The sequence below is a fragment of the Rossellomorea yichunensis genome (assembly GCF_032337515.1).
Lineage (GTDB): Bacteria > Bacillota > Bacilli > Bacillales > Bacillaceae_B > Rossellomorea > Rossellomorea yichunensis.
On the sequence record NZ_JAVYAD010000002.1, the window covers coordinates 162870 to 183070 of the forward strand.

A 20201-nucleotide genomic window follows, 5' to 3' on the forward strand; every position below is an offset into this window, starting at 1 on the left:
TGGGACTAATGAGAACGGGAGGTATTCGATGAACCAGCAGGAATTATTACAAATTATACGAGATCACTACCCCTTTGATGTTCTGACCACTGAACAGCTAGATTACATTATTTCCGGTTCTAAATACACCACTTTTAAAAAGGGTGAATTCCTTTTTCATGAAGATGAAACGGTAGAAGAACTTGATATATACTTCCTTGTCTCAGGGCTTGCGAAGAATGTTCTCCATCGCTCGAGCGGCAAACAGTATTCACTCCGATTCTATTATCCTGGAGACTTAATCGGGATTATGATTATGCTTACAAGCGGTGAAATGACATTTTCCGTGCAGGCAATAGAGGATTGTACTGTGTTCCGCATTCGAAAGGATCGACTATTGGAGATAATGACCAAGAACAATGACTTTTCAAAGATCATCTTCGAAAGCATTGGAAATCGCATGAAAACATTGTACGATGAAATAAAAGCGAAATCTGCCAATGAATCCGACGACGAAAATATCAACCTGTTTCGAACTAAAGTACATACGTTAATGGATCGCCCCACCTTCATTGACGAAAATGCCACTGTTCTTGACGCAGCCAGAAAGATGAAAAAAGAAGATACATATGGTCTAGTGGTAGTAGATCAAAAGAAACAAATGAAAGGGATTCTTACCCAACATGAAATCCTGTCTTATATTACAAACCCGATAATTAGTGAATCCGTAAAAGACTGGATGAAGAAAAAACCGTTTTGGATTCGTGATGAATCCTTTGCCTATGAAGCCCTTTCTTATTTCAAACATGAAGAAGTGGATTTTGTACCAATCATCCGCAATGATGAAGTCGTTGGGGTTCTGACGAGTACATCATTTCTCAATATACAGGATTCAAATTATTTGGACCTCTCATATAAAATCCAAAAAGCTGTTTCGAATGACGAACTCGTAGAGCTGGCAACTGTTAAAAGTAATACCTTTCAACAGTTCATTCAAGATCTACTCCTTCAAGATAGTTTTGGCTACGATATTTGCGAAGTGATCTCAAACTATAATGATCGCCTTCACCGAAAAATCATTCAATTAACCGAAAAAGAAATGCGTCAGGAAGGCTTCGGTTCTGCGCCTATCAATTATTGTTTTATCGTCATGGGCAGTCAAGGCAGGAGTGAGCAAGGCTTTCATACAGATCAGGATAATGGAATCATTCTTGATGATTATAATCACTTGTCCGATCTTAAAAAGGTTGATTTGTATTTCCAGGCATTCACCGAAAAACTCAATTTAAAGCTTGCTGCATGCGGTTTTCCTGAATGTACTGGCGGAATCATGGCGAAGGAACAGAAATGGAAACGATCTTATACTGATTGGAAAAAGGCAATTGATGAATGGCTATATGAAATAGATGCACAGGAAGTTCAAAACATTACGATGTTTTATGATTTCCGCCCCATTTATGGTGATTACTCCATCGCAGAGGAAATTCGAAATTATTTAGCGGAAAAATCGAAACGGTCTCTCAATATGCAACAATTATTAAGAAAAGATGCCCTTCGTTTCAAACTTCCTGTTGGCCCTTTGGGACGAGTCAACCTGAAACCCAGGAATCATTTGTTTAACATTAAAAAGTCGGGGCTTTTGCAAATTGTCAATATGATTCGCATTCATTCGGTAAAATACGGAATTAAAGAAGTCAACACCATAAAGAGGGTTCAAGCATTGAAGAAGATGCAGGCATTCCATCCAAGGGATGCTGAAAATGTAAAAACAGCGATGCATATTCTCCTCACTCTCCGTACAAAGCAAAACCTAATTGAACTTATAGAAGGAAAACCATTAAGTAATGATATTGATGTACGTACTCTTTCAAAAGAAGATCGTCAGAAATTAAAAGAATCCATCCAGATTGCTAATCGACTTCAACAAGTGATGGAAATTAGTTTTAATAGGAACCGGGTGGTTTAATGAATGATATTGGAATTAATGTGGGTTACCGCATTCTGAAATATTATTTATGGCAGCAATTTTTCTTTCGCTTTCAAGTGAAACGGGAAAAAGAAAAGCTTTCCTACCATAAATTATCTCGTGCCCTAAAAGAGTTTGAAGAAGAAAAACCCACGCTACAACAAAAACATTTATTCGACTGTGACTTTACCATATTCGACCTTGAGACAACGGGCTTTTTTCCGGAGGTAGGGGATGAAATCATCTCGATCGGAGCGGTTAAGGTTAAGGAAGGTAAAGTGCAACGGAGAGATACATTCTACCAGGTCATCAATCCCCTTCAAACGGTGTCGAGGGATACGAAGCGATTTACAGGTCTGAGACGAAAAGACTTTCTGAATGGTGTTACGTTACCTATCGGACTGGAGCGATTTATTGAGTACAGTAAAGGAACGATCTTAGTCGCTCACCCAGCTAGTTTCGACATAAATTTTCTCCAAAAACGGATTTATAAGTGGCAGCTCCCTTCATTTGATCCTGAATATGTCGACTCTTTTTCGCTTGCCAATGGATTATTGGAACGGGACGATTGCTACCTGGACTCCCTTGTAAAACGATTTGACATCGACTACAGGACACGGCATCATGCTCTGAATGACGCTATCATGACCGCCGAAATCTTTGAAGAGCTATTAAAAATCTGTTATCAGCAAGAAGTTCACACGATAAAAGGATTGAATGAGTTTATACTGGAGGAGACAAGCTCGGGCTTTTAATCTGAACTCTTCCCTCCTGATAACTGATTAATGAGAAAAAACGCTTGAGGAAATTACCTCAAGCGTTTTTCTATGTTGATTATCGGATTTGTCCAGTTCCATGCATCATATACTTAACGGTTGTTAACGCTGGGAGCCCCATAGGTCCTCTGGCATGAAGTTTCTGTGTAGAGATTCCAATTTCAGCACCGAATCCCAACGCACCTCCATCAGTGAAACGAGTGGAAGCATTATGATAGAGGGCGGCAGCATCAACGAGCATCATGAATTTCTTCGCTGTTTCTGTGTTTTCCGTGACAATCGCTTCTGAATGCTTTGTACCATATTGTTCGATGTGATCGACTGCTTCATCCAAAGAAGGTACAATTTTCACGGCAATATCCAGACTTAAATATTCATTTGCCCAATCTTCTTCTCCGGCAGGTTTCGCATCTTCAATCGCTTCGACAACTTTTTCATCTCCGTGAATGGATACATTGTGCTCCTTAAGCTTTTCTACAAATGCACTCTTATTTTCTTTAAACCAGTCTTCATGCAAGATGACGGTTTCAGCTGCATTACATACCGCTGGACGGTCTGTTTTTGCATTGATGATTATGTTTAATGCTTTTTCCACTTGAGCTTCTTTGTCAATATAGATATGGCAGTTTCCTACTCCAGTCTCAAGGACAGGTACAGTTGCATTATTAACGACAGCATTGATTAATGCACCTCCACCGCGGGGAATCAGCACATCAATATACTCTTTCATCGTAAATAGCTCACCCGTTGCTTCTCGATCGGTTGTATTAATGAATTGTACTGCATCCTTAGGAATATCCGTTTTCTCAAGTGCTTCATGCATGACATCCACAATTGCTTTGTTCGAGGTAATGGCATTTGAACCACCTTTCAGGACAATGGCATTACCGGATTTTAGTGCTAATCCGGTTGCATCAACCGTTACATTTGGACGTGCTTCATAAATCATTCCAATTACCCCAAGAGGGACTGTTACTTTTTGAACTTGCAGTTGATTTTCAAGAGTCCAATCGGATACTATTTGTCCAGTGGGATCTTCCAGGTCAGCTACTTGACGGAGACCACTTGCGAAATCTTCAACACGTTCTTTTGAAAGTGATAAACGATCCATAAATGCAGCTTCGAAGCCCTTTTCTTTCCCTCTTTCAAGGTCTTTTTCATTTTGCTTTAGTATAGATTCGTAATTCGCCTCTAAATGATCGGCAAGTATATGAAGGGCTTTATTTTTTTGGTCGGTAGTCAGCATACTCAGTGTTTTAGAAGCTTTCTTTGCTAGCATAGCTTGTTTTTTTACATCAGTTTTTTCTATAGTTAAAGTCATCAAATACCTCCTGTTTTTTTGAAAAAGAATTCTACCGGATTGTGCAGGGGAAGAATGAGACAAACTCCTTCTTTTATACTCCTACTGGGATGGGTAAATCAACATGACATACTAGTTGGTCAATTTCGACTGCGATTTGATCAGCTTTGATGTCTGTAGGATTTTTCAGTTGTCCTGAACGGAAATTGACCATTCCCAAACCAATTTCTTCATTTCGATTATCAAGGATTCGCACCACTGCACCTTTATTAAATCGGCCTTTTACAGTATAAATATCATCAATAGTTAAGCTTTCTTTTTGTTCCAGAATACGGTCTTTCGCATCTGAATCGATGGTGATTTCACCTTCAGGACCTGAGTTGAACGCAATCCATTGCTTTTTGGAATCAAGGTTTACGGAATCTTCTGCCGTTTCAAAGTACGTCCCTTTTGCTGTATGTTGGACAGCATCGTAAATAACATCTGAGTTTCCTGATTTACCTAGAAACGCAGGAATTCCAGAAGCCATTGTGATCTTAAATGCATCGATTTTCGATCTCATTCCACCAGTTCCTACAGAACTTCCAGGCTCTCCTGCCATGTCTTCGATATCTTCAGTAATTTCCGTTACGCTTTCTAGCAGTTCAGCATCTGGATTTTTACGTGGATCAGAATCATACAGTCCGTCAATATCAGATAGAATGATGAGTTGATCAGCATCCACTAATGCCGCAACTTTGGCAGACAGGGTATCATTGTCTCCAAATTTCAGTCGATCAACCGTTACTGTATCATTTTCATTGACAATTGGGATGATCCCTCTTTCAAGCAGGACATTGATTGTATTTCTTGCATTGTTATATCGGTCTTCATCAGAAAAATCACTACGAGTGATCAGAATTTGAGAAGCCACGTATCCGTTGGAAATTAACAGATCGGAATACGCTTCAATCAATAGTCCTTGACCAATAGCTGCTGCTGCCTGCTTCTCCGGAAGAGAGCTAGGACGTGTTAAACATCCTAGTTTACGATAACCGGCAGCGACGGCACCTGATGAAACAAGCAATACTTCATGGCCATCATCCTTTAAACGGACAACTTCATCAACAAGGCGTTCCAGTTTTCTACGACTCATTTCTCCATGCAGGCTTGTTAATGAACTACTTCCAATCTTGATTACGATACGTTTCTTCTGATTATTTTGGGACATTCAATCACTCCTAGTAAAAAGGTCCGTCCCACGCCCCTCTTTATGTGTGTAGGGACGGACTTGTATTTCTTGTTTGGTTGGTATTAGTTATTTGGGGTGTTTAGGATTCGATGTTTGTTTAGCTAGTTACTAATTGTTTGGACTGTAAGGATGAGCTTATTTCTTTCGATCGTTTTTCTGCTCCCTTGACAGCTTCTGAGATAGCCTTACCTCCGCCGAACTCTGCTAGTGCATCCAGTCCTGCAGCTGTAGTACCATTTGGGGATGTTACATTCTCTCTAAGTTGAGTTGGTGATTCTTCACGCTCAAGCATCATTTTGGCTGCACCGAAAATGGTTTGAGCTCCGATTTTACGTGCTAATTCAGGATCTAATCCGGCTTCGGCACCTGTCTTTTCAATGTGTTCCATTAAATAGTAAAAGTATGCCGGGCCACTGCCTGCAATGCCCGTGAAAATATCCATCTGACCTTCTTCAATCACGAACACTTCACCAATGCTCGATAATAACGCTTTTGCATTTTCCATATCTTCTCTTGAAGTAAAGCGACCTGCACTTATGGCTGTAGCAGATTCTTTCAACATACTTGACGTATTTGGCATAACTCGGATAACAGGCTGACCTGCAGGTAATTGCTCTTCCATATGAGAAGTAGTGATTCCTGCCAGAACCGACATAATCACTGTATCGTTTCTTACTAAGTGATTAATTGAATCTAATGCTTTATCAATATCCTTCGGTTTCATTGCGAGAATAAGAATATCTATCTCATTAAAGGGTAGATCATCTTTTGTTAAAGCTGTTACATCGTATTTCGCTTTCATTTCCTGAAGTCTTCCTTGATTGCTTCGATTAGAAACAATAATTTGTTCTGATGGGATCTTTCCGCTTTGTACAGTACCTGAAATCATTGCTTCCGCCATGTTTCCTGCACCTAGAAAAGCAATCGTTTTATGTTTTAACAATCATATCCACTCCTCTTCCTACATTATTTTTCGGGTTTTTAATCGTACATTCAATGTTTAAGTTTAATATTAAATATGAAAGAATTGTTTGTTGTTAAATTTCCTGGTTAATGTGTCTAAAAACCTTTGTTGTCGTGTGTTTGTTCACAACGTTTATAATCGTAACATGCTGGTATATGATATCAAGGGCAATAAAGGAAGTAGTTAGGAATTAGCCGAAATACGAAGTGGAAGCGTTATCATTACCATTTATGTTAGTCAGATTCCTTCTAAAGGCTATATATTGGCTCAGAGAGCGTATAATCAGAATTTTTACTTTTGCTTTACTGCTTGAATGAGAGTCGATTTTTCCAACACATACTGTCAGGTCAGTTCTTATCGATGTATTCATTCCTACTTCCCACTCGTCAAAAAAAACCCGTTAAGCATTTTTCAGCTTTACGGGCTTTATAAATTCATTCAGTTGTAACTTCGTCTGAGCTCTTACCATTAAGAAAATCTTTCAGAGCTTGTATATTTTCTTCAAAATTAATATCAAGTACAGATCCTACACCGCTATAGCTGCCAAAACCATACGACCCTTCAACTGGAATGGTGAGCTTATCCATATCACTGCTATTACTCAACAGGATATCTTTAGCGATGGAAATTTGATCAAGCTTACTCATATTTGTCTGAATATAGGGTTGAATGGATCCCGCCATTTTAGGAAGCTTTGTCACTCCACCTATTGAGAGGACCTCATCTTTAAGAGCATTTATGACTTTTTGTTGTCTTTCAACCCTGCCAAAGTCTCCCTCTGCATCAGCACGGAACCTTGCATACCCCAATAATTCTTTCCCATTTAAGTTTTGAACACCAGGCTGAAGGGAAACGCCAATGTTTTCCGACATCGCCTTTTCCACATCCATTTCAATTCCATCAGGTGCCAATACATCAACGGATTGTTCAAATCCTTTGAAGTCGACTACCATGAAATATTGAATATCAATATCGAAGTTGTGTTTGATGGTCTTTCTGAGCAATTCTGGTCCACCTAAATAAAATGCTGTATTCAGCTTATAGTTTTGGTATCCCGGTATTTCAACATATATATCCCTCATAAAGGAAACGAGTTTGGTTTCATTTGTTTTCGGATCGATCTGTGCGAGCATCATCGTATCGGTCCTGGATTTCTCCTCGCCTCTGCTGTCGACTCCCAATAGCAGTACGTTTACCTTACCGTCCTTATCTTTCACACCATTGAATGTATAATCTTCTTGAAGCTTATCGTCTCCAGCCATTTTATATCCGCTATAAAATTGAAACCCTGCATAACCGAGTAAACTAAATATAAGTAATAATAATACCAATATCACTTTTCTTCCGCGTTTTTTCTTTTTAGACTTGCGATCTAATCGTGAATCCATTTCTTCACCTACTTTTATGACATTCATGAATTACTGATGATAGTATGAAATAGTACTCTATTCGAATGAAATTGACAATCAAAGAATCTTGGATGAACTAACACATTTCTCCATATCATTTGAAAGTATATTTTATCACAAATATCCATAAAAGTATTTATTTGTTCCTACCACTGCAAATCGAGTGAATGGAAGAAATCATTTGTAAGGTCTTTTACATCAAGCTCCTCCGCTTTTCTGTATGAAATGATGAATGAAGTAGAAGGCCCGCTGGATTTGTCCAAGTCTTGAGTTGAAGTGACATTCTCTCTTCTTAAAGGCTTCCCTGATAAGAGAGAAAGTTCATGAAGAACGCCTTTAGAGCCGACTGGCATTATATCGATGATAGATGAGTGATGAACACAATTCATAAATAGAGATAATGGAGCGATGAATGTATGTTGGTCTATCACTTCATTTCCTACCAAGGGGGTTCCGATAAGCGCATAAGCAAGATTTGAACAAGAGGAAATGGGACTTTTCTTGTTTCTCATGCCAATACACGTAACTCCAATGGCCGATTGATTAAGACTGATATTCGATTCAGTGCTCCCTGTAATAGGAATACCATCCAGGTTCATTTCACTTAATCCTTTTTTCACACCACTGCAATACTGATCCCATGCAGCCTCACTTGTAAAGTTCAGTAATTGAATAGCTTTGAGCCTTGCCCCCACGGCCAAACATTCCATCACTGCTACACGGAAACAGTAATAACCCACTGTCTCAGGATCCGCAAGGACTACATCTTCTTCCTTATTTCCAATCCCTCCGCTGCAATCAGAAGCCAGTATCAGCTCTTCCTGATCTGAAATTGAAATGGATATAACATCTCGAAGCTTGGTCATGCGGTTTCCCCCCTATTCACTTTTGAATGCAGAGGAGGATACAAGAAGTGTGCTACCGTTAAATTAATGAAACTGGCTATTAATAATGAAGGAATAATAGCATAGTAAAATGAAGGATTAAGGATGAATATAAATGGAATTCCTGCCAGTAGACCGTTTCCTATAAAAAACAGAATGGCTGCAAGTACCCTTTTTCCTTTCGCAAACACATATCCAAATACCCATACAAAGAAGGCCATTTCAATAGCAATGAGAACATGAAACGGTCCCAACGGGAAACCAACGTATAAGCTTGATAGTAAGTGTCCTCCCCCTGCAACGATTGCACCCCATCTCCGATTGTAAAGGGATGCAATTAATAGTGCAGGCATACTATCTAAAGCAATCGTCCCAATTACAGCAGGTATCTTTACCATTCCACCGATCGCAGAAAAAGCCATAAACAAGGAAAGTAATAAAAGAGTCCTAAGATTACTTTTCATTTTTTTTCTGAACTTTACCTGTTGAAAATACGTTTGCGCTGCGAATGTATTCAACATCTTTTACATTACAACGATAATTGATCACACGTGCTAAGGCAAAAAAGTAGTCGGATAATCGATTGATATACTGCAATGTCACAATAGGAAAGTCCTCGTCCGTTTTTGAAAGCGAAACCATGATTCTCTCTGCTCTTCTTGTAACCGTCCTAGCTATGTGAATACTTGATGAAGCTTTCACACCTCCTGGTAAAATGAACTTCTCAAGTGGAGGCGCTTCCTTCGTAAACCTATCAATCTTCTCCTCCAACGTCTTGACGGATTGAGGTTGAAGTTTGATTTTTCTATGTTTAGAAACGTTGGATAGATCACCGCCACAATCAAATAGTTCATGCTGAATCGTCTCTAAATCCTGTAGGACATCCTGAAAACGCTCGACATCCAGTTCTGAAACGGCTTGCCCAACAAAAGAATTCACTTCATCCAATGTACCATATGCTTCGACACGAATATCATCTTTATCTACTCTTCCACCGATTAAACTTGTTTGACCTTTATCACCAGTTCTTGTGTAAAGCTGCATACTTACCCTCTCCTTTATCCTTTTAGCGATGTAGCAAGGCCGTACCAAACCAGCCATACTTGCTTAGACATTTTCGCCAGATCTTGATAAACCCATCCTGTCATATCCCGCCATTCCCTGGATAGCTTTTCCATTGGGACAATTCCTTTCCCGACCTCTGAACCTATCCAGATCACTCTACGATCAGGGTCTTCTTCTTCCCACTGCTTTAAGGTTTGCATCAAAATTGTAAAAGACTTTCTGACTTCGGAATCATTATTTAAAATGGTTGATCGAATTCCATACTCAAGTCCCTCTATTACGATGACAGAGTTTGAAAAGTTGATATCATCCAAATGAATCCTTTCTCCACTAAATAATGGAATCCAGGTTGCATCAGTTTCTTTAAGATTAAAATGGGTTTTCACCCATATGCTTTTCCCATTAAAGGAACCTCCCGTAACGAAGTACATGTTTGATTCCTCCAATCATTTTCTGTCTTCCATACCATTTCATACCCTTCTCCATGGTTGACCTTCCATTCCCAAAACGTTCTGTGAACATGTCCAGGAGATAAAGAAGTTAATAGATGTCGAATGACTCCACCATGAGTAATAACGGCGTACCGCTTCCCATTGTGCTCTTCTATCTGGGCAACGATCTGTGCCCAGGCTAAATCGACTCGTTTTCCAAATTGTTCTATCCCTTCTCCATTTGGTGGAGAAATGGATGGGTCCAATAACCATTCTTGATAAGCATCGTCATCCTTTAAGCTCTCATAGGTTAGACCTTCCCAGCCTCCAAAGTGTATCTCTCTTAAAAGGGATGAAGAGATTAATGGAGCATGAGGAAACAGAAAATGAGCGGTTTCTAAACAGCGATTAAGATCACTCGAAAAGCATCGTTCATACTCTTCAAAAAAAGTATTTCGCCTTTTAAGTAATTCGATTCCTTTTCGAGATAAACTGGAATTGGTCCAGCCGAGGTATTTCCCTTTCTCATTTTCCTCTGTTAAACCATGGCGAATACATGCAATAACCATATAGTCATCCATAAAAACAACTCCACCCCCTCTACACTGCCCCCGATTGTATCACCGGACATACCGCCAAACCATTTGATGGATCTAGAATAAACAAAGAAGAATATAGCTAACGTCACCAGGCTGAATAAAGCATAAAAATTAAAGCAATTTAATAAGAAGCTGCCGACTCCACCCAGCAATAAACCAGAAACAATCCATATAAGATCATAACCGGTCACATTCTTTCTGAAACCATATCCCATTCCAGACGTCTGGGCTGCAGGGATAAGGATTATACTCGCCCCCATCACCATTCGACTTAAAAAGGGAATCGACACAAGAATCATACCTATCAAAATAGTGGAATGGGTTTGAAGGATGGTTTCATAAATAAATAAAAACCGTGAAGAAAGCAATACCACCAGTGACAAAACGCCAAAGGCGCCTACCCTCGGGTCTTTCATTATTTCTAATCGCTTTTCCTTATCTCTATAAGAAAAAAAGGCATCACTTGCATCCATATAGCCATCTAAATGAATACCGCCCGTTAATACGATTGGCAATACCCAAATAAAGAATGATATACCTAGAGGGCTTATGTGGGTAAAAGAATCCAGAAAAACATATCCTCCTACAAGAAACACACCTACAAATAAACCTAACAGTGGAAATGTCCGGACCATCCACTTCATTTCCCTATTCCCTATTGAAAATTCTTTACGGATCGGCAGAATCGTAAAAAACTGCAGGTTAAGGAGAAAGCTTTTAAATAGGATCATGAGGAAACCGTCCTTCCTCATTCGGACCCCTCTTTTTCACAACTGGGATTCCCGCCGTCATTTCAATTGCCACACATGCTTTTTTCACCATTCTTATGTGCAATGCACCAAGCCGTTTCTGGAAAGTAAGGATATCCTTTGAATCAATTGGAAGGTCAGAAACCAATTCATTGCTAACCAGGAACAGTACATCAACTTTATTTAGCAACTGTACGATAGATTGATAGATTTTCTCTTCTATATATTGACTTTTCTCCTCATTACTATCATACATCTCATTTGTTAAAAGAGTCGTGAGGCAGTCCAACAGTACAACGGAGTGTTGAGGAATTTGGTTGATTATCCTTTCAATTGAATTGGGACATTCAATCGTCGTCCATTCCACAGCAGACGCTTGCCGGTCCTGCTGGTGTTTCAAGATTCTTTGCTCCATCTCCCTGTCAGTGTTTACTCCACAAGCAAGATAGACCAATGGAACGTTTGACTTCTTCTTCTCAATTGCCCATTTTTCAGCAAAAGAGCTTTTGCCGCTTCTAACCCCTCCGGTAATAAAATATAGGGCTCCCAAGCCGATTCCCCCTCTCCTCAATTACCTTTTCATTGAAATGATTCTACTCTGTTTGATCCAAATAGCGTTCAATGGCTTTTTTTGTTACCTCATACACACCGCGCCCAATCAACTTCCCTATTGGTGTAATCGGTCCGGCAAACGGTTCCAGCTCTCCTTGTTGACTTGAGGAGATCAGAATACTGTCGGTCGGTGTCCCGGTTGCAAGTTGACCAGTTCTTCTGTCCCTCACATTCATGTCATGTAGGGCCCTCACTTTCGCTTCTGTTGAGGTTACAAGGGCTTCTATATATGCTTCATCTGAAAGATTCCCATTTATGAACACCCATGTATTAATCGTGCCTGGCCTTAAATCAATATCATATTGATAACTTGTCGAGACATCAATCGCATTCCCGACACCGGCTGTCACTACGACGAATACGGAATGCCCCTGAACTTCGAATGATTCGCAAACCATATTATTTAAAGGAAGCGCCGTCATCATGCCTACAGAAAATGAGGGGTCCAGGTCTTTATGAACAAGAAATTCTTTCATGTCCTCTTGATAATCTGAACAGTCATAATCTGCAGGGACCCTACGATTGATAAAGTGCCTGTACCACCCGATTCCTGCACCAATAATTCCTGAGGACATGCATTTTAATGGGTAAGGGGCAGAGAAATGTATGTATTCTTCTCTTACGTTTAGGTAGCTTTCATCTAACACAAAGTTCTCTGTCGCACTCTCCTCAGGAACAATGACCATTTGAGGTTTTGCAACTAAAGGATGAGCTTGTTTCTGAACCTTTGTATGATACACCTCTTCTATATGTTTCTCTTTCAGAACCTCTTCCGGGTGATGGAGAAGTTTGGTTCTTCCTTTATCTAAGAGAAGTAAGCGATCACAGTATAAACTTGCTAAGTTTAAGTCATGAAAGATTGCGATTACCGTTAATTTTTCGTGTATTGTTTGATTTTTAATTAAATCCAACAATGACTTCTGATACGAAAGATCGAGATGATTAGTGGGTTCATCAAGCAACAGGACCTGTGGCTCTTGAGCGAGAGCCTGGGCAAGGAATACCCTCTGCCGTTCTCCCCCGGACAACTCATGAAGGAAGCGGTCCTGAAAGGAAGTAATGCCCGTTTGATCCATTACCTTCTCCACGATTTCAGAATCCCGTTCAGTCGTTCCTTTAAAGAAACCTTTTTGGTGAGCATATCTCCCCAGCATAACCGTCTGCCTCACCTCATAGGAAAAGGTTTCTGTCGATATCTGAGGAAGTACCGCTACCTGTGTGGCAAGATCCCTTGAAGAGAAATGATGCAGTTTTTTTCCTTTTAACCTTATGCTTCCATCCATTAATGGAAGCAGACCCGTCATGGCTTTTAACAGCGTCGTCTTTCCACTTCCGTTAGGTCCAAGAATCCCAAAGAATTCTCCTTCATCTATATGAAAATTCATGTCTTCCACGATTATTTTATCGTTATATCCTACTGTAACACCGTCTACATCTATCATGATGAAAGCCCTCTTTTCTTCAGGAGAATATAAGCAAACATCGGGGCACCAATAAGAGCTGTTATCACTCCAATCGGAAGCTCGGTTGGTGCAATGATGGTTCTTGAAATGAGATCAGCCAATACGAGAAAGCCTCCCCCAACAATGATGGACAAAGGAAGTAAGTGTCTATGGTCATGCCCTACGATCCTTCTTAGAAAATGAGGAATTACGAGCCCCACGAATCCAATTGTACCTGAAACGGCGACAGCCGCTCCCGTGAGGATACTTCCAGCAATTAAGATGAGGAGTTTTCTCTTTTGTACGGATATCCCGATATGATGGGCTTGTTCTTCACCAAAGCTCATGCCATTCAGTTCCTTGCCATTGAGGAACAAAACGATCACTCCAATTAAGAAAAAGGGGAATATTATCGTAATGTAATCCCACCCTCTCATGGACACGCTTCCAAGAAGCCAACCGATGATCTGTCTTAATTCCTCTCCCGTCAGGGCAATCATTAAGGATATAAAGGAACCTAAAAAAGAGCTGAAAATTATCCCTGTTAATATGATGGTTTCTACCTTCATGGTTCTTTCAACCTTCTGTGCAAACCATAATACGAGGAACACGGTTATAATCGAACAAAGAATACTGAGAAAGGGAAGCGTAAACTTCCCGATAAACGGAATGCTCCAATTAAAGAACAACGTAATAACAGCACCGACCGATGCTCCTGAAGACACACCCAATGTATATGGATCAGCCAGCGGGTTGCGCAATAGTCCTTGAAAAGAAGCTCCCGCAATTGCCAGGGAGCTGCCAACCAATAATGCCAGTAATACTCTGGGCAATCTTATGGAGTACACGATATTTGCAAACATTGGATCAATTTCTCCCGGTATAGGGAATCCAAACCATTTAGCTCCAACGATGAACAGAATATCCATCGGTGGGACAGAGACGGTTCCGATCGAAATGCCTGTAAAGAGAGCGAAAAGTAAAAACGTTACAGCCAACCCGTATGTTATCCATATTTTATTCTGCAAATAACTCCGGATAGATTGACTTTGCAATTTCCTCTACTCCTTCAACTAATCTCGGACCAGTACGTGTGACCAGATCTGAATGAACATCATGGACATCTTCATTTTTTATAGCAGTTACATCTTTCCAACCTTCTCGGCCCATCACTTGTTCTTTAGGATTTTCACTATAAAAACCATAGGTTGTAATGATGACGTCAGGATTTGAAGCGATGACCGCTTCTTGATTTACTTGGACCCATCCCTTCTGATCACTCATCACATTTTCGGCATTTACTAGTGAAAGCATTTGATCAATAAAAGTATTTTTTCCTGTCGAATATATGTCAGGGGAAGGTGAAACCTCTACATACACTTTTTTCTTTTCAGATACACCACTGACTTTTTCCTTAATGGATTCAAGATCCGCTTTCATCTCAGAAATGACAGACTCAGCTTCATCTTTCTTGCCTACCAATGTGCCGATGTTTTCCATCGTGGTGTACACTTCCTCAAAGCTATTGGCATCACGTACGATATAGACCTTTACCCCTGCACCTCGAAGCTGTTCTAACCCTTCTTCCGCCGACACAGCAGTGGACTCATGAGCAAGAACCAAATCCGGATTCAGACCGATAATCTTCTCAACGTTAAATTCCATTCCACCTATTTTTTCTTTCTCCGCCGCTTCTTTTGGATAATTATCAAAATCTGAAACACCTACGATTTCCTTATTCAATCCTAACTCGAATAAGATTTCTGTATTGCTCGGAATCAATGAAACAATATGCTTAGGTTGCTCATCCAGCGTGACTTTATTATTCAGGGCATCGTTTACTGACAAAGGAAAAGCAGATTGCCCCTGGCTGACTTCCCCGCTATCTTTATTCTTTTCAACATTTTCATTGTCAGTACCGCAAGCTGAAAGGAGTCCTAGAGATACTATTAGTACGAGAATGATTTTGAATGTGTGTTTCATACGTTTTCCTCCTGTAGATGAACTTATTCCCAGACAAAAAAACATCTCCAGTGGGACTAGAGATGCTGTGTAAAATGCATAAAAGGCTTTAAACCGTTAAATATGCACATTACACCTTTCTATCCGCGTAGATTTGGTGCGAAAGAAATCAGGCAGGTCTCCTGGCTCATGGTCATTGTTTGCTGCACCTTCCCATACCCATTGGTACAGTGGCATTCATACAGCTCACTTCCATTTACAGTGGCGGGACCGCGTTGGAATTACACCAACTTCCCTATTATGAAGCTAAAAAGTTTGCTACCGAAACTTCCGCTTCACCTAATCTCATATCGTATGTAATTATTCCGTTCAACAGAATTATACACAAGATTCTATGGATAGTGAATGAAATTTGATAAACTTTGCTGAAAATAGCAGGAATACTTCTTTTCGAATCTTTTCCCGATGCAACCTTTCGAGCTAATAGATTGTCCCCTCCATTCATTCGTGATAAAATCTTTTTCAAGCAATCGCTTTACTGCTTTAGAGGAGCACATATGGTACAGGAGGTTCAGCAATGAATGAAAAAAAAGAAATCGCTACTTTTGCAGGTGGTTGTTTTTGGTGCATGGTAAAGCCATTTGATGAATTACCGGGAATAATTGATGTCGTGTCAGGTTATTCAGGGGGCCACCTTGAAAACCCAACATATCAAGATATAAAAGAAGGAAATAGTGGACATTACGAAGCTGTTCAAATCACATTTAATCCTGATTTGTTCTCTTATGAAAGATTATTAGAGCTATACTGGCCTCAGATTGATCCAACGGATGATGGGGGACAATTCCATGACCGCGGCAATCAGTACCGGACAGCTATTTTTTATCATAATGAACACCAAAAACAATTAGCTGAAAACACAAAGAACGAAATAGTAGACAGTGGACGATTCAAGAAGCCTATCGTCACAAACATCCTTCCTGCTTCCACTTTCTATCCGGCAGAAGAATACCATCAAAAATTCTACAAGAAAAATCCAGATGAATATAAACAAGACCGGGCAAAATCAGGTCGCGATCAATTTATAGATAATCATTGGAAGAACTAAATAGTGGGATGAAAAAAGCTCCTTTCGCCAAACTAATGGCAGGAAGGAGTTTTTTGTATGAAGAAAAACGAGAAAAATACAGAAGATAAAGAGCAGGTTATCGGGTTTGAAGGCCCAGGGAAAGTCGTCAATTTCTTTGACCCCTATCCTGATGAAGATGAAGAGAATGTAAATAACTCGGATACGGTAGATAATCATTCTTCAGAAAAGCAGTAAAAACATAAAAGGTGAAGATTATTTAAATTTAACCTTCACCTTTTCATATTAACCAATGAATCGATTCACTTTCACTTGCTCATTAAGGATGAGTTCCGCTGTCAGTTGTCCTGAAAGTGAGACCATCGGCACACCTCCGCCTGGATGGGTTGAACCTCCCACGAAGTACATATTAGAGAGCACTCTGCTCTTATTCGGAATCTTGAAGCCTCCATTAAGCTTTCGGTCTGTGACAGTCCCATAGATAGAACCACCATTCGCCCCATAAAGGGTTTGAAGGTCGTTAGGAGTGAAGGTATATTCGTATTCAATATGATCCCTTAGATTGGTTACGCCCATTTTCTCCAGCTTTTCCAGTACTTGGAGTCGATAAGATTCTTTGTATTGAGTCCAATCCTCACCCTCTTTTAAAGGTGGCACATGTGTCAACACAAACAGGTTTTCTTTTCCTTCAGGAGCCTGTGTGGGATCCGATTTTGACGAGATACCAATATAAATCGTCGGATCATCAGCCAGCTTTTTCTCATCGAAGATTTGCCTGAATTCTTTTTTAGGATCCTTACTGAAAAAGAAGTTATGGTGAGCAAGATGATCATATTTACGGTCTACCCCAAGCAGCAGAACCAAACCTGAAACCGTAGGGGCATACTTGCTTAGTTCCTCGACTTCCTTAGGTGACTCATGATAATCAGCCAAAAGGGATTTGTAGCAAGGGATCGCCTCTAAATTCGATACCACGATGTCCGCCATCAACTCTTCTCCTATTTTCGTACGTATTCCTTCAGCACGGCTGCCAGTGGTAAGAATATCCTCAACTTCACAATTTAAGCGAATCTCTACCTCGAGTTCCTCCAACACCTTTGCCATTGCCTCTGCAATTTTATACATTCCGCCTTTTACGTAATGGACTCCCAGCGCCAACTGAACATGTGTAAGCTGTGACATGATGGCTGGTGCATGGTAAGGTGACGAACCGACGTACATGATCAGGAAATTAAACAGCTGCTGCAAATGCTTGTCTTTAATGAATTTACGATTCGCAGCATCCATGGATTTCATCGGATCCATTTGCAGTAATTCCTTGACCGGATGCATCGTGCGTAGGTCCTGCAAGCCATTGATGCTCTTTTTATAGAAGCTTTTCATTGTGAGCTCATACATTTTTCCACAGTAGCTTAAATAGTTAAAGAAATTATTCGCATCCTCCGTGGATGTCTTTTTCATTTCTTCTAACATTGTTGGAAGGTCCGAAGATACATCCAGGACCTTTCCGTCTTCAAAAAATGTCCTCCAGCCCGGTTCCACTCTGATAATATCCACATAATCATTCAGATCACGGCTTGCATGAGCAAAAACTTTTTCCAGAACCCACGGCATCGTAAGGATCGATGGGCCTGTATCGAAAGAAAAGCCTTTTCCTACTCTTTTGTTTAATTTTCCGCCAAGTCTTTCCCCTTTTTCAACAATGGTCACGTTAAATCCTTCTGATGCAAGACGGATCGCTGTTGACATACCTCCTAATCCGCCACCTACTACTATCACTTTCTTCTTCATCTCATTTCCTCCTTACGAGAAAGATCGTTGTCTGCTGAATCGCTTATTCAGCTTTCCATTGTGCCCATTTTGATTGACTTCAAACAAATTTGACATGAATTTACACACACAAAACAACCAATCCATTTGAAAAAAGGTATCACCTTTAACCAAAATGGTTAAAATGTCGATAAAAACCAAAAGATCAGAAGGTGAAAAAATGTATATTTGGTTAGGGTCTATTATTCTTACCGTTTTCCTTTTTACTAGAATCCCTACAGTCAAAAAGTCCATTCATGTAAGGAATAGTTTTCTCGTAAAAAAATGCTCCATCATCATTCCTGCCAGAAATGAAGAACTGACAATTGGAAATCTATTATCGAGTATTCAGAAGCAATTTATTCAGCCGTTTGAAGTGATCGTGGTAAATGATGGATCGAAGGATCGTACGAAGGCGATAGCTGAAGAGTTCGGTGCAACAGTGGTGGATACTCCCCCTCTTCCAAATGGATGGAACGGAAAATCTTGGGCTTGTTGGAATGGTGCGGAAGCATCCAAGGGAGAATTCTTACTGTTTGTGGACTCAGATACATGGTTCGAGCAAGCAGGACTTCTAAGAATTTGCGAGACTTATCAACAACAGCAATGTCAAGGAGTTCTGAGCATTCATCCCTTTCATAAGATGAATAGTGGATTTGAGACTTTATCCATGATGTTTCATTTAATCGTATTCGCCTCAACGAGTGTCACTCATCTCCTATCCGGGCTGGTCAGACCTTCGGGTGGGTTTGGTCAGTGCTTCCTGTGTACAAGAGATGTATATCAGCGAATTGGTGGGCACGAAGCAATCAAAGGAGATATGGTGGAGCATTTTGCTTTAAGTCAACGTGCAAAAAAATGTGGAGAATTAGTAGTAGCAGCGAGCGGAAGCAATGCCATATCCATGAGAATGTATGGGAACGGATTGAGTGAGTTATTCTACGGGTGGTCGAAGAGTTTCGCTTCCGGGGCAAAATCGACAAACATCATCCTCTTGGTACTATCTTCTTTGTGGATTACCTCACTCGCTTCTTTTGTCATTCATTCGCCGGTAATGGTATGGACAGATCCATATATTTATATGATTCAATACTTTTCTTTAAGTATTTACTTGTATCTCATTCTTAGCAGGATTGGAAATTTCACCATTATTGAGACGCTTTTATTTCCAGTCCATATTCTATTCTTCGTGATGACATTCTCCCACTCGGTGTTTACAACATTTTTGACGAAAAACACAAAGTGGAAGGATCGATACATTTATTTAGAGAAAGGAAAGGATGAAAAGATGAAATGATCATCCTTGTAAATATTTTTGCTTGGGTAAGTATTCATTTCGTTATTTCCTTTTTGACATCCAGATTGACCAACAAACAACTCCAAAGGTTGTCCCCCCTCTTTCATCCTCTTGAAATGGAAGCCGGGGGTGGAATATTTGAGTTTTTGAAGATTAAAAAATGGAAGGAATATATACCTGATGCAGGGAGATGGTTTCGTGGTGGGGTAAATAAAAATGAAATCGGCCTCACTTCTCATCAGGGTCGGATCACCTTCCTATACGAATTGACTCGTGCCGAATTATCCCACTGGCTGCAAATGATACCGGCACCTTTCTTTTTCATTCTAAATAATGGAGTCGAGTCCTGGATCATGTTCCTATACGGAATTTCATTTAACCTGCCCCTTATTCTCGTGCAGCGCTACAATCGAATGAGGATCGTTAAGATAATTGCTCAATATTCTCCGTCAAAATCTCGCCCATCAAGGAATCTAAGACCACACATCTCTAACCATTTTACAAATAGTGAATAAATTTTTAAAAATTAGACCATTTTAATGATAAGAACCGAGGAAGTCCTCCACTTCAATAGCCATACATCACCCGATTTGCTCGGTTCCCTCTTCTTTTTCTCCCCATGTTCCAAATAACCCCTAT

The 20201-nt window shown here is 40.2% G+C and carries 21 protein-coding genes and 1 riboswitch; of the genes, 6 read left to right on the top strand and 15 right to left on the bottom strand.

Annotation, left to right across the window (positions count from 1 at the left end):
* Positions 1 to 28: 28 nt before the first annotated feature.
* Entirely contained in the window at positions 29 to 1945 is a 1917-nt protein-coding gene (locus RSX31_RS05255; protein WP_315633699.1) for a DUF294 nucleotidyltransferase-like domain-containing protein, read from the top strand.
* Entirely contained in the window at positions 1945 to 2700 is a 756-nt protein-coding gene (locus RSX31_RS05260) for a 3'-5' exonuclease (RefSeq protein WP_148968863.1), read from the top strand. Before RSX31_RS05255 ends, RSX31_RS05260 begins: the two co-directional genes overlap by 1 nt.
* A gap of 79 nt (positions 2701 to 2779) precedes the next feature.
* Here the strand turns inward: RSX31_RS05260 and RSX31_RS05265 are convergent, their stop codons facing one another.
* The 14 genes from RSX31_RS05265 to RSX31_RS05330 form a co-directional block, all read right to left on the bottom strand.
* Positions 2780 to 4042, bottom strand: a complete 1263-nt coding sequence (locus tag RSX31_RS05265; protein ID WP_315633701.1) for a glutamate-5-semialdehyde dehydrogenase — start codon at positions 4040 to 4042, stop codon at positions 2780 to 2782.
* A gap of 73 nt (positions 4043 to 4115) precedes the next feature.
* Positions 4116 to 5231 carry a glutamate 5-kinase gene (gene proB, locus RSX31_RS05270; protein ID WP_148994000.1) on the bottom strand — a complete coding sequence of 372 codons (1116 nt, stop codon included), beginning with the start codon at positions 5229 to 5231 and terminating at the stop codon, positions 4116 to 4118.
* A gap of 118 nt (positions 5232 to 5349) precedes the next feature.
* Positions 5350 to 6195 (bottom strand): pyrroline-5-carboxylate reductase, encoded by an 846-nt coding sequence (gene proC / locus RSX31_RS05275; RefSeq protein ID WP_148968860.1) that lies wholly within the window; start codon positions 6193 to 6195, stop codon positions 5350 to 5352.
* 455 nt (positions 6196 to 6650) lie between these two features.
* Positions 6651 to 7604, bottom strand: a complete 954-nt coding sequence (locus tag RSX31_RS05280; protein ID WP_148994002.1) for an LCP family protein — start codon at positions 7602 to 7604, stop codon at positions 6651 to 6653.
* 167 nt (positions 7605 to 7771) lie between these two features.
* Positions 7772 to 8491, bottom strand: a complete 720-nt coding sequence (locus RSX31_RS05285) for an ATP-binding protein (RefSeq protein WP_315633713.1) — start codon at positions 8489 to 8491, stop codon at positions 7772 to 7774.
* Complete coding sequence (locus tag RSX31_RS05290; RefSeq protein WP_148968857.1) at positions 8488 to 8973, bottom strand: ECF transporter S component; 486 nt, start codon at positions 8971 to 8973, stop codon at positions 8488 to 8490. The genes RSX31_RS05285 and RSX31_RS05290 overlap by 4 nt, the downstream gene beginning before the upstream one ends.
* On the bottom strand, positions 8963 to 9553 hold the full coding sequence (locus RSX31_RS05295; RefSeq protein WP_148968856.1) for a cob(I)yrinic acid a,c-diamide adenosyltransferase: 591 nt from the start codon (positions 9551 to 9553) through the stop codon (positions 8963 to 8965). Before RSX31_RS05295 ends, RSX31_RS05290 begins: the two co-directional genes overlap by 11 nt.
* A 14-nt stretch (positions 9554 to 9567) precedes the next feature.
* Complete coding sequence (locus RSX31_RS05300; protein ID WP_148968855.1) at positions 9568 to 10005, bottom strand: bifunctional adenosylcobinamide kinase/adenosylcobinamide-phosphate guanylyltransferase; 438 nt, start codon at positions 10003 to 10005, stop codon at positions 9568 to 9570.
* The gene (locus tag RSX31_RS05305) at positions 9957 to 10586 is read right to left on the bottom strand and encodes a histidine phosphatase family protein (protein ID WP_315633716.1); all 630 of its coding nucleotides are present in this window, start codon (positions 10584 to 10586) and stop codon (positions 9957 to 9959) included. Before RSX31_RS05305 ends, RSX31_RS05300 begins: the two co-directional genes overlap by 49 nt.
* Positions 10544 to 11335 carry an adenosylcobinamide-GDP ribazoletransferase gene (locus RSX31_RS05310; protein WP_315633717.1) on the bottom strand — a complete coding sequence of 264 codons (792 nt, stop codon included), beginning with the start codon at positions 11333 to 11335 and terminating at the stop codon, positions 10544 to 10546. The genes RSX31_RS05305 and RSX31_RS05310 overlap by 43 nt, the downstream gene beginning before the upstream one ends.
* The gene (locus tag RSX31_RS05315; protein WP_315633718.1) at positions 11322 to 11903 is read right to left on the bottom strand and encodes a bifunctional adenosylcobinamide kinase/adenosylcobinamide-phosphate guanylyltransferase; all 582 of its coding nucleotides are present in this window, start codon (positions 11901 to 11903) and stop codon (positions 11322 to 11324) included. Before RSX31_RS05315 ends, RSX31_RS05310 begins: the two co-directional genes overlap by 14 nt.
* A 43-nt stretch (positions 11904 to 11946) precedes the next feature.
* Positions 11947 to 13407, bottom strand: a complete 1461-nt coding sequence (locus RSX31_RS05320) for an adenosylcobinamide amidohydrolase (RefSeq protein WP_315633719.1) — start codon at positions 13405 to 13407, stop codon at positions 11947 to 11949.
* A complete protein-coding gene (locus RSX31_RS05325; RefSeq protein ID WP_315633721.1) occupies positions 13404 to 14462 on the bottom strand; it encodes a FecCD family ABC transporter permease in 1059 nt (352 codons plus the stop codon). Before RSX31_RS05325 ends, RSX31_RS05320 begins: the two co-directional genes overlap by 4 nt.
* Positions 14425 to 15390 (bottom strand): ABC transporter substrate-binding protein, encoded by a 966-nt coding sequence (locus tag RSX31_RS05330; RefSeq protein WP_315633723.1) that lies wholly within the window; start codon positions 15388 to 15390, stop codon positions 14425 to 14427. The genes RSX31_RS05325 and RSX31_RS05330 overlap by 38 nt, the downstream gene beginning before the upstream one ends.
* 134 nt (positions 15391 to 15524) lie before the next feature.
* A riboswitch (cobalamin riboswitch) is annotated at positions 15525 to 15723 on the bottom strand.
* A 223-nt stretch (positions 15724 to 15946) separates the two neighbouring features.
* On the opposite strand from RSX31_RS05330, the gene msrA reads away from it, so the two are divergent.
* Together msrA and RSX31_RS05340 are read left to right on the top strand one after the other, a co-directional pair.
* Positions 15947 to 16477 carry a peptide-methionine (S)-S-oxide reductase MsrA gene (gene msrA, locus RSX31_RS05335; RefSeq protein ID WP_315633725.1) on the top strand — a complete coding sequence of 177 codons (531 nt, stop codon included), beginning with the start codon at positions 15947 to 15949 and terminating at the stop codon, positions 16475 to 16477.
* 57 nt (positions 16478 to 16534) lie between these two features.
* Positions 16535 to 16693, top strand: coding sequence for a hypothetical protein (locus RSX31_RS05340; RefSeq protein ID WP_187443352.1), 159 nt, complete (start codon positions 16535 to 16537; stop codon positions 16691 to 16693).
* 48 nt (positions 16694 to 16741) lie between these two features.
* On the opposite strand, the gene RSX31_RS05345 is transcribed toward RSX31_RS05340, so the two are convergent.
* The gene (locus RSX31_RS05345) at positions 16742 to 18247 is read right to left on the bottom strand and encodes a phytoene desaturase family protein (protein ID WP_315633728.1); all 1506 of its coding nucleotides are present in this window, start codon (positions 18245 to 18247) and stop codon (positions 16742 to 16744) included.
* Positions 18248 to 18446: 199 nt separating this feature from the next.
* Here RSX31_RS05345 and RSX31_RS05350 point away from each other — a divergent pair, with 199 nt between their 5' ends.
* Positions 18447 to 19562 carry a glycosyltransferase gene (locus RSX31_RS05350; protein ID WP_315633730.1) on the top strand — a complete coding sequence of 372 codons (1116 nt, stop codon included), beginning with the start codon at positions 18447 to 18449 and terminating at the stop codon, positions 19560 to 19562.
* Positions 19559 to 20077, top strand: a complete 519-nt coding sequence (locus RSX31_RS05355) for a glycosyl-4,4'-diaponeurosporenoate acyltransferase CrtO family protein (RefSeq protein ID WP_222928931.1) — start codon at positions 19559 to 19561, stop codon at positions 20075 to 20077. The genes RSX31_RS05350 and RSX31_RS05355 overlap by 4 nt, the downstream gene beginning before the upstream one ends.
* The last annotated feature ends 124 nt before the right edge of the window (positions 20078 to 20201 follow it).